Source organism: Streptomyces odontotermitis (assembly GCF_050510915.1).
Classification (GTDB): Bacteria; Actinomycetota; Actinomycetes; order Streptomycetales; family Streptomycetaceae; genus Streptomyces.
Genome location: NZ_JBNJLS010000041.1, coordinates 1 through 11,926, shown reverse-complemented (window position 1 = coordinate 11,926; position 11,926 = coordinate 1). Strand labels below are relative to the sequence as shown.

The following is an 11,926-nucleotide window of genomic DNA, read 5'->3' as shown; positions in this document are numbered from 1 at the left end:
CTGCGCATCGCTCAGCTGGGGGTCGAACCCTTCTGGGAACATCAGCATCAGTGGCTGCGGCGACATGTTCTCGGACCCGTGCTCTTGGCAGTGCAGGGCGATGACATGCGGCCCTTGCCCGCAGGACTCGTGCCAGTAGGGGCGGTCATGGGCCTGGCAGAAGTACCCGAACCTTGAACAGTCGTCCTCATCGCTCGGCTCGTAGAAGCCGGGATCACGAACAATCCGGGTCACCGACTCCTGCCGGTTGAACCGGGGTATGGGCCGGGGATCACGCCACAGCAGTCGGAGAGGAAGCACGAGCTCATCCTGCACCGAGGCCGTCCCCGTTCGGATCACCGGGTCGCCGAGCGGCCCTGAGGGATCTGAACTGCCGGTGTAAGTAGGGCAGTCGACGCACCGCCCCCGTGAGCGCACGATGAGCATCATCGATCCGAGGGTGTGGGTCGGCCTGTCGGTGGTGATGGCCGACGGGGAGCGCCTCGAGAGGCAACGCCCCAGGGCGGCAACCCCCCACGTGTGTCCCGCCGGCCACCGGCACTTCAACCCGCGAGGTGGAGTCCCTGCAGCCTACGAGCCGCAGCACCCGCACCGGCCTGCTCCGTGGCGCAGGAGGCCGTCTGGCGTCGACGCGCCCACAGTTCAGCGCGTCGTACAACGCACCGCGCCCACGCCGGTGTTCGGCCGGGAGAGTCAGATCGACCGGCGAGGTCACCGGCCTTGCACAATTGTGCGTCGGCCGTCAGCGCGCCCAGCGAATCCCCGGATGAGGGAGCACGTACGAGGCGGCATTCGAGGTCAGATCCGAGCCTCCGCTTACGCGCATCGACGATCTGGGCCCAAGAGCTCGCTTTCGCCACTCATAGGTCACCACCTGGTGCCCACCCCGGTACGGGCGGCCTACAGCCAGCGGTCATACCAGGCGCGGGTGCGCCGGAGGGCGTCGAGTTGATGGGCGCGCTCGTGAAGCCCGTGGCCCTCTCGGGGGTAGACGATGAACTCGTGCTCGACGCCGAAGTGGCGCAGTGCGCGATGGAAGTGGACCGCCTGGCCGAGGGGCACGTTGGTGTCCTGCTCGCCGTGCAGGATCAGGACCGGGGTGCGGATCCGGGACACGGAGGAGATCGGGCTGTTCCGGTCGTGGAGGTGCGGGCCCGGTCCCTCCCAGCCGGTGCTGCCGCCGAGCGCCGCGTCCAGGATGCCGTCGTCGCCGGTCCCGGCCTGCATGCCCCAGTCGCCGATGCCGGCGCCCATCACGGCGGCCTTGAACCGCTCGGTTTGGCCGATGGCCCAGGCCGCCATGAAACCGCCGTGGCTCCAGCCGCCGATACCCAGGCGTTCGGGATCGGCGACTCCCCCGGCGACCAGCAGGTCGATCCCGGCGAGGATGTCGGTCCACTCGTCGCCACCCACCGCGCCCGCCACCGCGGCGGCGAACTCATGGCCGTGGCCCGACCCGCCCCGGGGGTTGGGCAGGAAGACCGCGTAGCCGGCCGCCGCCAGCCACTGCCCGCAGTCGACCACAGTGAGTGCGCACTCGTCGGCGGAGCGGAAGTAGGGCCCTCCGTGGACCAAGGTGACAAGCGGGAAGGGACCGTCGTCCCGAGCCCGGCCGACAGGCAGGATCAGCAGGCCGTCCAACTCGAGTCCGTCGGACGCCCGGTAGCTGAGCCGTTCCTGGACACCCCAGCGGATCTTGCGCAGTTCGGGACTGGTGTCGCTGAGCCGGACCAGTGGCCCGCCCGTGGGTCCTGCGTGGACGCTTCTGGGCTCGTACGCGGTGCTCGCCAGCACAGCGAGGGTCTCTCCGGAGTGACTCGCAGTGAGCCCGGCGAGCGTGCCGGTTGCAGAGGACAATCGGTGGAACCGTAGCGACTGCGGATCGAGCCGGTACAGCGCGGTATCCAGCCCTTCGGCGAACAGCGCCAGGGGCGGCCCCTCGGCGACCTGTACCAGCTCGGTGGGGCAGGCGGACATGCCGACCGTGAGATTGCGCTGTGCGACGGTCGGGCCGTTCGCCGACGGGACCGTGTCGATCACGGCAAGCCCGCCTGCCAAGTGCCCAGGAGTCACCGCCAGGTGGGCCAGATGCCATTTCCCGTCGTGATTCCACCAGACCGGAGACTGGGCCTCGACTCCGACGGGGCCCAGATCCTGGACGGCTCCCGTCTCCGGGGCGACCAGATGCAGCCTTGCCGTCGTGACGCCGGGGTCGAGCTCGGGGGTGGCCCAGCTCAGCACGGCCAGCGGGCCGCCGTCCGGACGCTGGGCCACCTCCACGACATGGCGGTCTCCGAGGCCGTTCACGGTGCGGACCAGGCCGGTCGCCAGGTCGAACAGGCGCAGCCGGGTGACCAGGAGGTGCCGACCCCAGACCTTGGCGTCGTCACCCTCGGCCTCCCGGCGTTCGTCCTCCGCGGTGGGCTCGTCCTCGGCGAGCAGAGCGACGGTGCGGCCGTCGGTGAGCGGGTAGTGGTCGCAGATGCCCCCGCGCCACCTGGTCAGGGTCTCTGCCTTGGCGCTGTCCTCGCTGTCGTCCAGAAGGATCCGCTGGAGTTGAGCGGTGCCGCGCTCCTCGCGGTCGGAGGTGAAAAGCAGAAGGGCCGAGTCCGGCGCCCATTTCGGGGCGGCGTCGCGGGCCGTGCCGTCGGTCAGCCTGCGTGGGGCTGTGTCGCCATCGGCGGCGGCGACCCATATAGCGCTGTGCGGACGTCCGCCCCTTCCGCTGTTCGCGACCACACCGTAGGCGACCAGGCGACCGTCCGGCGAAACGGCCGGTGCCACGGGGGCAACCATGTCCACCACCATTTCCGCGGAGAGCAGGTCGGTCGACTCGGGAGCCGGTTGCGGCGCAGGGTGCGGCATGCGGACTGCCTTTCACTCGTCAGTACGGCAAATCGACATCCTGTCGCCCAGAGGAGCCTGCGTCAGTCGGGTTTCGGAGATGTGACGTCATGGGGCTCGCTCATGGTCTTTCAGGACTCCTGAAATCGGCGTGAGGCGACAGCCAGCACGTCGTGCGGGCCGCAACGCAGCGCATTTCTGCTGCGCCGGCCGACAGGTCAAGCACACCATCCCTGAGCCGAGATATCAGCAGCCCAATCGCTTGCGCCGTGGGAGCCGAGGCGGTCGGCCCACCAGCTTCCAGAAGGCCCGCTACGTTCGCAGGGACGAAGTCGAGCGGCTGATCGGCAAGTTGAAGATCAACCGGGCGGTCGCCACGAGGTGCGACAGGCATTCATTCCTGAGGGCTTACGAGTTCACCTCGGCACAGCTCGGGTGACAGTCGCCCGCCTACGCGAGCGCGCCGCGTCCCAGGCATGATCCGCAGGACCTGGTCATCCCCGCACACCGGAGCCCCGGCCCTCTCCGTCCAGGAGGCCGAGGCTCCGTCATGCCCGCGGTTCCAGGCCGAGCCGCACCCCGATGCCGTCAAGGACGCAGTCGAGCCCCGTCTCGAACTGCCAGGTGGCGTCGTCCTTGCGGCCCGCTCCGAGGGCGTAGCGCCGATAGGCCGGGTAACGGCCGGTGTCCATCAGGTACATCATCTGCGGCGCGAGTCCGCGGCGCGTCTCGTCGCCGCTGGTCCAGCCGTTGTCCTCCATGTACTGGCGCAGCGCCACCTCCGACTGGCTGACGCCGTGCACATAGGCGCCGACGGTGCGGAACGCCGTCATGATCGTGTCGGCGTTAAGGCCGTGGTTCTCCAGGGCAGCCAACTGCCGTTCGGCCATGGCCATCCGGTTCGGCGTCAGGGCAAAGTGCGGCGTGGGGAGCTGGGCGAGCCAGGGGTGATCCAGCATCAGTCGGCGGCTGCCGATGGCGTACGCGCGCAGCACCTCGCGCCAGCCGGTCACGTCCTCGGGGACGACGACCTCGGCCGTGACCCGGTCGACCATCAGTGCCCACAGGTCGTCCTTGCCGGAGACATGGCGGTAGGCGGCCATGGGCGCGACACCCAGCTCGGTGGCGAGGCGGCGCATGGTGACAGCCGAGACGCCTTCGGTGTCGGCGACCTTCACCGCGACTGCCGCGATCTTCTGCGGCGTCAGCGCGGCACGCTGCGTGGCTGCCGGGCGTTCCATGCGTTCCCAGAGCGAGACCTCGGGCTCGCCCTTCTTCTGTGTGGCCATGCGTACACCGTATCCCTTGTAGACGACGTACACATCGATGTGTACGTTGTACGCGAAAGATACGTCGTACACATCCAGTCGCACACGACCCAAGGGGCACCCATGTCCACAACCACCCCGACCCCGGCCTCACTCCGCATCGCCGTCCTCGTCGGCTCCACCCGCGAGGGCCGCTTCGCCCCCGTCGTCACCGAGTGGATCAAGGGGCACATCACCCAGCGCGACGACATGAACGTCGACGTCGTCGACCTGGCCAAGACCCCGCTGCCCACCGTCTTCCCGGCCTTCGGCCAGCCGGCCGCACCCGGCACGGACGAAGCCCTCGCCCTGGTCTCACCGCGCCTCGCCGCAGCCGACGCGTTCGTCTTCGTCACGCCGGAGTACAACCACAGCTTCCCTGCACCACTGAAGAACGCCATCGACTGGCACAACGAGCAGTGGCACGCCAAGCCGGTCGGCTTCGTCTCCTACGGCGGCATCTCGGGCGGCCTGCGCGCCGTCGAGCAACTACGCCTCGTCATGGCCGAGTTGAACGCGACGACCATCCGCAACACGGTCAGCCTGCAGTACTCCTGGACCCTGTTCGACGAGGACCACGCCATGAAGGACGCGGCGAGCGACGTGGCAGCCAAGTCGATGCTGGACCAACTCGCCTGGTGGGGCCACGCCCTGCGAGACGCCAAGGCCGTCCGCCCGTACGCCGCCTGACGCCACGTCAAAACACCTGGGGGAAGCCATGAAACAGCGTACGGGCCAAGCCGCCCCGCCCTCCGCGGCCACGGAATCCACAGCCGCAGCGACAGCGACAGCGACAGCGCCGCCCTCCCGCCTCGTCATCCTCGGCCTGCTGCTCGGCATCATCCTGGCGACGCTCGACGGCACGATCGTCGGCACCGCGCTCCCGACGATCGTCGGCGACCTCGGCGGCCTCGACCACCTCTCCTGGGTGGTGACGGCCTATCTCCTGACCAGCGCCGTCTCCACCCCGATCTGGGGCAAGGCCGGCGACCTCTACGGCCGCAAGGGCAGCTATCTGACCTCGATCACGGTCTTCCTCGTCGGGTCCGTGCTCTGCGGACTCGCCCAGGACATGGGACAGTTGATCGCCTTCCGCGCGCTCCAGGGGGTCGGCGCGGGCGGCCTCTTCGTGGGTGCGATGTCCCTCCTCGGGACGCTGCTCCCGCCCGCGCAAGCGGGCCGATCACAGTCGATGATCGGCGTGATGCTGCCCGTCGCCATGATCGGCGGACCGCTGCTCGGCGGCTTCCTCACCGACCAGTTGGACTGGCGCTGGGTGTTCTACGTCAATGTGCCCGTCGGTGCCGCGGCCCTGCTCATCGTCGGCCTCCTGGTCAGGCTGCGCACCGAGCGCAGCACGGCCCGCATCGACTACGCGGGCGCCGGGCTCCTCTCCGCGGGCATTCTGGCGCTCACACTGCTCGGAACCTGGGGTGGCACGACGTACGACTGGATCTCCCCACAGATCGTGGGCCTGGCACTCCTCGCGGCGGCCGCGCTCGCCGCCTTCGTCCGCGTCGAACAGCGCGCACCCGAACCCGTCATCCCGCCGCGCCTGTTCCGCGACCGCAACTTCACGCTCGCCCAGGTGCTCACCTTCCTCGCGGGCGCGGCGATGATGGGGGCGGCGAGCTATCTGCCGCAGTACATGCAGTTCGTCCGCGGCATGTCGTCCACGCAGAGCGGTCTCCTGCTGCTGCCGCTGATGCTCGGCATGATGGGCGCGCAGCTCACCATCGGCCGGGCGGTCGGCAACGGCGGCGGGTATCGCGCGTACCCGATCATCGGCGGTGTGGTCGCCACCGCAGGCGCCCTCGCCCTGCTCATGGTCGAGGCGGACACCGCCACGGCCGTGGCCTCCGCGCTGACGTTCGTGCTCGGCGCCGGTCTCGGCTGCCTGCTGCAACCGGCCCTGCTGATCACCATGAACAGCGCGGAGCCCCGCGACATGGGCGCCGCGAGCGGCACCACCACGCTGCTGCGCACCATCGGCAGCTCACTCGGCGTCGCCGTGCTCGGCTCCCTCTACACCGGCCGCATGACCGACACCCTCACGGACCGGCTCGGCCGGGACGGAAAACACCTGGCAGGCGGCGAGTTGACGCCCACGATGCTGCGCGGGTTGCCCGAGCCGGTGCGGGACGCGTTCCGCACCGGGGTCACCAGCGGGCTGCACGGCGTCATGCTCGCCACGGCCGCACTGTGCGCCGTGACCTTCGCGACCGCCTGGCTGATCCGCGAGGCACCGCTGCGGTCGAACACCGAGGCGGCGCCCGCGGAATGAGCTTGTTCCTTATCTTCGGCGGTCACGTTCGGTGAGGGTTGCGGGGCGTTTGAGGGTCTTGCCGACGTCGTAGCGGGTGGCGGGGTGCCGGTTTCTGGTGCCGGATGGTCGTCCGGGGCCCGGGCGGCTGGGTTTCGGTGCACGGGCCGGACACGCGAGGTGCGGACGGATGTGCCGGAACCCGCGCCGGACGCGAGTCGGTGTCAGCGTCTCGCCGGGACGCGTGGTCTTCTCCCAGGGCTTGCGCCGGTCGACCGTGAGCGGTGCGGCAAGACGGAGTTGGGTGTGCGCGGCGATGACGATCCAGGTCCAGCGGTCCGCTGCCTGCGGGGCGCGAAGCCGCGGCCTCGTCCAGCCGAGGGACTGCTTGAACAAGCGGAATGTGTGCTCCAGGTCGAATCTGCGCAGGTAGCACGACCAGACGAAGTCGACGTCGTCCGGGGTGGCGCCGATGGCCGAGGACCAGAGCCAGACCGGTGGAGCATCCCGGTCGCCGGGCAGGTGATCGACGTTGAGACGGATCAACGTGCCCTCGATGACGGGGAGTTCGCTGTCGTGGTCGATCCACGCGGATCGCTGCTGCAGCTTGGGATGCAGTCGGTCCCAGGCGCGGGCCTCGGCCTTGCCGTAGCGGGCTGTGTCGTTCACCGTGACCACGGACGGCTCGGGCCAGGAGGCGGGCCTGGCCAGGCTGAACTCCTTGCCGTGCCGGGGCGGCCGCCCGCCCTGGGGATAGGACGCGGCGTACTCCTTGAGCGAGGGCGCGGGTCGTCGCAGGACGCGGTCCGAACGCAGCCGCCCGACCAATTCGACCGGCAGGTCACGCAGCACCCAGGCCAGGCGCATCACGTCGTAGCCCGCGTCCATCACGACCAGCACATTCCGGTCACCGCACTGCCACTGCCCGGCCGCGACCAGGCGCTCGACCACGGCCCGCAGCTGGCGTACTGGGTTAGGACGGCTGCTTCCGACAACTGTCGTAGTTGGGGCCGAGTGTCACCTCTGAGGGCCAAATGGCATCTGCCCACGGACAGTGCCTCGCCGGGAACATGGTGATCTCCGGCGATGTAGGGGGCGGGGATGTCGGTGCCGACAGGCAAGTGGTTCGCGAGGCTCTCCCAGCGGGCCCTGCAGATGAACAACCGCGCTCAGCAGCAACAAGTCCTCGCGCGACAGATGCGCAAGGACCTCAGGACGATGCGTGCCAAGGCCGCCTCATGGAATCTGGCCCATCCCGAACTGCCCGGCCGCGGGCGACGCTGACCACTCGGGTGGAGGTGGTCGCCTGACCAGCGCTTGGTGCGGGCCCTCTGTTCAGGAGAGCGCCGCGGAGGCCGGCCGGACGGTGTGTGGCTGCGTCCGCAGGCGGATGGACGTGGGTCTGTTGGTGGCCTGGACCGGTTGGGCTGGGTGTGGAGTGGTGTGGGGTGGCCGGGGAGGCCGGGTGAGACGGCGGGCCATGAGGGTGATGGTGGTCCAGGTGAGGTGGGCTTCGCTGTGGGAAATGAGGCGCTCGTAGTCCCGCACGTTTCTGCGTGCCCGCATGACCCACGAAATGGCCCGCTGCACTCCCCATCTCTTCGCGAGGACGGCGAAGCCGTCCTGATCCTTGCGGCGGGGCACGGTTTTGAGGGTGAGCCCGAGGAAGGAGTGGGCCCAGTCGATGAGGTGCCGCCGTAGGCGGAGTCCGCCCAGGCGACGACGAGTTCGGGATGCGTGAGACGGAGGCGAAAGAGCAGGTCACGGGCAGGCACGCTGTCGTGCGCGGAGGCAGGGGTGACCATGACGGTCAGGGGCCATCAGCTCAAGACGGCGACGGAGTTCGGGGCCGCTCGTGGTGACACCGCCTCGCACGGACCCGACCAGGCCCGTGCGAGCGCAGATGGTGTGCGGTACAGCTCCTAGCGCCCCTTTCCGCCGTGAATCCAGCACCGCAACTCTGTGAGCACGTCCAAGGCGAATTGCCGTCGATCGGCAGACAGGGCTACGGCAGAGATCCACAGGGGCGAGAGCAGTAGGACTAAAAGCAGTACGGGGATAATTCGTGGTACCAGGGTTATGTGCGCTACCCAGGCGGACACGGTGGTAGATTTCCTTTTCGCTCAGAGGCCAGAGGGAAAGACCCTGGGCGAGCATCCACCTCGGGCGTTGCGCCCGACCAGTGCACCGATTTAGTTAAATCCAGGGTCATCTTTTTTTGAGACCCCAGAGGGATACCAAGACTTGCACCCCGTCTTCCGGGCTGAAGTCAACCAACGCGTTGCGCGTGTGATCGGTGGTGGTAACTGAGTCACAAAGAGACCGTTCGACGCCTCCCCGTCCTGAGGAGTGCCCCCCATGCCGCGTAAGCCCCGTACCCCCTGCACGATCCCCGGGTGCCCCGAGCTGACGGGGGGGGCGCTGCTCCGACGACGCCGTTCCGTCCGGGCCTTGACTGGGCTCGCACGGGGCGGAAGGCGTGCGGTGTAGGCGTGCACGCTGTCCTAGTAGGCGTCCGGCTGGCCTCGGGGCCGAACACGGCGGTAGAGGCGGTTCGAGTCCGCCCGCCCCGCAGAACACGGCACGGACGGCAACGTGCAACCGCTGTGCCGTCCGCACCACGTCTATCTGGTTCCCGGACGGAGGTGCCTAAGCGAGTCCGAAGAGCTGAGCGATAGCCACAATGGGGAGCAAGACAGGGGCAAGCAACATGGTCGACCCACCTTCGCATTTACGTGCTTGTGCGCTCGCACTGCGCGGCGCCGCTGACGTGCTACCCGACCCATTACACGAAAATGCGCCCGTCACTCGAACGGGAATGACGAAACGATTCCCCACCCCGTTTAAACGATTCCCCACCCCGTTTAGAGGTGCCCCCATGCCCCGTAAGCCCCGTATCCCCTGCATGATCCCCGGGTGCCCCGAGCTGACGAGCGGGGGACGCTGCGCACTGCATGAGCGGGAGGCGAACCGTAGGAGGGTCACGCCTGGTGGTAGTTCGTACGGGCGCCGATGGCCACGTATCCGGGCTGCCTACTTGTACGCCCATCCGTGGTGTGTGCTGTGCGGCCGTACGGCCAACGTGGCGGACCATTTCCCTTTGAGTCGACGGGAGTTGTTGGCTCGGGGCGTGGCGAATCCGGATGCGTTCGAGCGTCTTCGTCCGCTGTGCACGACGTGCCATAGCCGTGAGACAGCGAAGTATCAACCGGGCGGTTGGGCAGCCGAGAAGGCGCCGAAGGCTCCGCCGTTCTGACTCGCCGACCAGGGGGGCACTCCCCTCCTCCGCCGTTCCGGCGCGGCAGGGAGGCAAAAACTCTGATGGCCCATTAGGCCGTTTCGGCGGAGGTGACGCAGCGTGGCAATTCCCGGGCAAAAGCCCAAACCCCATACTCAGGCGGTGCGTGAGGGTACGTTCCGCCCTGACCGCAACTCCGAGGGCGCGACGTTCGCCCCGGTGTCCCCGGTCGAGCCGGATTGGTCCGAACTGTTGCCCGGGGACGGCGCCGAGGACGTGCGCGAGAAAGCGACGGATGTGTGGGCGCGCACGATTCCCGCCCTGGTCCATTCTGCTGGTCTGACGGACCCGCAGCGAGAGACAACCATTGAGTATTGCGTGACGGTCGCCCGACTCTGGCAGGCCGAGCGCGAGTTGAGCCGTACCGGCCTGGTGGTCGAGACGGAGCGCGGGAACGTCAAGTCCCCGTGGGTGACGATCGCAGGCCAGTACCGGAATCACTTCCGCTCGCTGGTCGGCGAACTCGGGCTCTCGCCCGCGTCGGCCACGCGGATTACCCCGCCGGAAAGCGGGGGCGACGATGACGGGATCTTTGACTGACGCGCTGCCCGTTCCGTATGACGCGCTGCTAGAACTCGGGCTGACCGAGGACGAGATAGCCGATGCGGCCGAGTCCCGCCCGCTCGTCCTCGCCCACCAGGCGCCGCAGCGCGAGGGCGCCTATTTCGAGGTGCCCGCCGCTCGCCGTGCCATTCCGGCCATTGAGCTTCTTCGAGATGGTCACCGATCTGGTGACGGCCGTGAGGTGCAACGAGCGAGGCCCCCGGGCTGTTGATCGAGATGTCTGACGTCTCAATCACGTTGCTCGGGGGCCTCGTTGGTCATCTATCCTGCCGCACTCGACCTGCCACATGCGCTCGTGGAGTGGGTGACGATGCTCGTGGTTACCCGTGAGGGCGACCGCCGCTGCAAACTCCGCCCCTCTCAGCGTGCGATGGTGGCACTGGTGTACCTGCGCGAGCACATCACCCTGGCGAAGATCGCTGCCGGGTTCGGGATCAGCGAATCCACCGCTCACGCCTACACCAGCGCCGTCATCGACCTGCTGGCTGACCGTGCCCCGGGTCTGCTGAAGGTCCTGCGCGAGGCCGATACGGATTTCGTCCTGCTGGACGGCACGCTTGCCGAGTGCGACCGGGTCGGCGACGGACGGGCCGACTACTCCCACAAACACCGCCGGCAGGGCGTGAACGTGCAGGTGGTCACCGATCCGGATGGTCGACTGCTGTGGCTCTCACCCGCGTTGCCGGGCCGAGCTCACGACCTGACCGCGGCCCGCACCCACAGGATCATCCGCATCTGCGAGCGCCAGGGCGTTCCTATCCTGGCCGATCTCGCCTACCAGGGCGGTGGCCCCTGGGTGACCACGGGCATCAAACGCAGGCCCCTGCAGGAACTCAGCCTCACCGAGAAGACCCGGAATCGGGCCCTGGTCGCGGCGCGTGCGCCGGTCGAACGCGGCGTCGCGCTCCTGAAGTCCTGGCGGATCTTCCGCAGATCCCGATGCAGCCCAAACCGCATGACGCCAATCGCGAAAGCTGTCCTCACCCTGGAGCGGCAACGCTGAAGAAGCTCACTATATGAGTGTTGTTTCGCAACTTAAATTGCTCTATTCGATGAAGGGGGATCACGCATGGCGCAGGACCCGGAGAACACCCCCGGCACAGAGCCCGAGGGCGACCAGGGCGAGACCAAGCCCGAGCACCAGGACCAGGACCGGGGTGCCAAGCCCGAGGGCAGGAACGGCGACCAGGACCAGGGCACGGACGAGCATCAGGACCAGGCGGACGCGCTGTCCACGGAGCGCAAGGCGCGCGAGGCTGCCGAGAAGGAAGCGGCTCGGCTCCGCCGCGCGAACGCAGCACAGCGAGGCACGGACTTTGACGCGCTTCGGGCCGAGATCCGGCAGGAGTTCACGGCACAACTCGTGCGCGCCGAGGTCCGAGCGGCTGCCGCTGGTCGGCTCCGTGACCCCGCGGACGCGCTCGCCCTGGTGGACGTTGCCGCTCTAGCCGGCGACGGGGACGATGTGGATATGGCAGCGATCACACAGGCTGTGGACGAGCTGTTGAAGGCAAAGCCCTACCTCGCCGCGGAGAGCGCGAGCACAACTCCGGCCCCGTGGGGCGACGTGGGCGGCGGGCAGCGCGAGGACCCGGGCGAGCCCGAGCCCGCCACCCCGCACGAGCGGCTACGGCGCGCCTACGGCACCAG

General features: G+C 68.6%; 10 protein-coding genes and 1 pseudogene. 6 read left to right on the top strand and 5 right to left on the bottom strand.

Features of this window, described 5'->3' with window-relative positions; all coding sequences use genetic code 11:
• The 3 genes from ACQB60_RS45540 to ACQB60_RS45530 form a co-directional block, all read right to left on the bottom strand.
• A partial coding sequence (locus ACQB60_RS45540) for a hypothetical protein (RefSeq protein WP_496932008.1) occupies positions 1–429 on the bottom strand: 429 nt, incomplete at its 3' end.
• Positions 430–900: 471 nt separating this feature from the next.
• Positions 901–2,865 carry a S9 family peptidase gene (locus ACQB60_RS45535; RefSeq protein ID WP_496932007.1) on the bottom strand — a complete coding sequence of 655 codons (1,965 nt, stop codon included), beginning with the start codon at positions 2,863–2,865 and terminating at the stop codon, positions 901–903.
• A 527-nt stretch (positions 2,866–3,392) separates the two neighbouring features.
• Positions 3,393–4,133, bottom strand: coding sequence for a TetR/AcrR family transcriptional regulator (locus ACQB60_RS45530; protein WP_496932006.1), 741 nt, complete (start codon positions 4,131–4,133; stop codon positions 3,393–3,395).
• A gap of 102 nt (positions 4,134–4,235) precedes the next feature.
• On the opposite strand from ACQB60_RS45530, the gene ACQB60_RS45525 reads away from it, so the two are divergent.
• Positions 4,236–4,841 carry an NADPH-dependent FMN reductase gene (locus tag ACQB60_RS45525; RefSeq protein WP_496932005.1) on the top strand — a complete coding sequence of 202 codons (606 nt, stop codon included), beginning with the start codon at positions 4,236–4,238 and terminating at the stop codon, positions 4,839–4,841.
• Positions 4,842–4,869: 28 nt separating this feature from the next.
• Positions 4,870–6,435: an MDR family MFS transporter gene (locus tag ACQB60_RS45520; RefSeq protein ID WP_496932004.1), complete on the top strand. Its 1,566-nt coding sequence runs from the start codon at positions 4,870–4,872 to the stop codon at positions 6,433–6,435.
• A gap of 9 nt (positions 6,436–6,444) precedes the next feature.
• Here ACQB60_RS45520 and ACQB60_RS45515 read toward each other — a convergent pair.
• Positions 6,445–7,401, bottom strand: a pseudogene (locus ACQB60_RS45515) (transposase); the annotation flags it as partial.
• Positions 7,402–7,515: 114 nt separating this feature from the next.
• On the opposite strand from ACQB60_RS45515, the gene ACQB60_RS45510 reads away from it, so the two are divergent.
• A complete protein-coding gene (locus tag ACQB60_RS45510; RefSeq protein WP_496932003.1) occupies positions 7,516–7,698 on the top strand; it encodes a hypothetical protein in 183 nt (60 codons plus the stop codon).
• Between the two features lie 2,074 nt (positions 7,699–9,772).
• Positions 9,773–10,252 (top strand): P27 family phage terminase small subunit, encoded by a 480-nt coding sequence (locus tag ACQB60_RS45505; protein ID WP_496932002.1) that lies wholly within the window; start codon positions 9,773–9,775, stop codon positions 10,250–10,252.
• A 28-nt stretch (positions 10,253–10,280) separates the two neighbouring features.
• On the opposite strand, the gene ACQB60_RS45500 is transcribed toward ACQB60_RS45505, so the two are convergent.
• Positions 10,281–10,436 carry a hypothetical protein gene (locus ACQB60_RS45500; RefSeq protein ID WP_496932001.1) on the bottom strand — a complete coding sequence of 52 codons (156 nt, stop codon included), beginning with the start codon at positions 10,434–10,436 and terminating at the stop codon, positions 10,281–10,283.
• A 93-nt stretch (positions 10,437–10,529) separates the two neighbouring features.
• Here ACQB60_RS45500 and ACQB60_RS45495 point away from each other — a divergent pair, with 93 nt between their 5' ends.
• Positions 10,530–11,279 (top strand): transposase, encoded by a 750-nt coding sequence (locus ACQB60_RS45495; protein WP_496932000.1) that lies wholly within the window; start codon positions 10,530–10,532, stop codon positions 11,277–11,279.
• Positions 11,280–11,345: 66 nt separating this feature from the next.
• Positions 11,346–11,926 (top strand): hypothetical protein (locus tag ACQB60_RS45490; protein WP_496931999.1); only part of this gene is annotated, 581 nt, incomplete at its 3' end.

What these genes read in the sequence shown, in the direction of transcription:
- ACQB60_RS45535 (WP_496932007.1), bottom strand. Translation starts at nt 2,865, where the DNA reads ATGCCGCACCCTGCGCCGCAACCGGCTCCCGAGTCGACCGACCTGCTC.
- ACQB60_RS45530 (WP_496932006.1), bottom strand. Translation starts at nt 4,133, where the DNA reads ATGGCCACACAGAAGAAGGGCGAGCCCGAGGTCTCGCTCTGGGAACGC.
- ACQB60_RS45525 (WP_496932005.1), top strand. Translation starts at nt 4,236, where the DNA reads ATGTCCACAACCACCCCGACCCCGGCCTCACTCCGCATCGCCGTCCTC.
- ACQB60_RS45520 (WP_496932004.1), top strand. Translation starts at nt 4,870, where the DNA reads ATGAAACAGCGTACGGGCCAAGCCGCCCCGCCCTCCGCGGCCACGGAA.
- ACQB60_RS45510 (WP_496932003.1), top strand. Translation starts at nt 7,516, where the DNA reads ATGTCGGTGCCGACAGGCAAGTGGTTCGCGAGGCTCTCCCAGCGGGCC.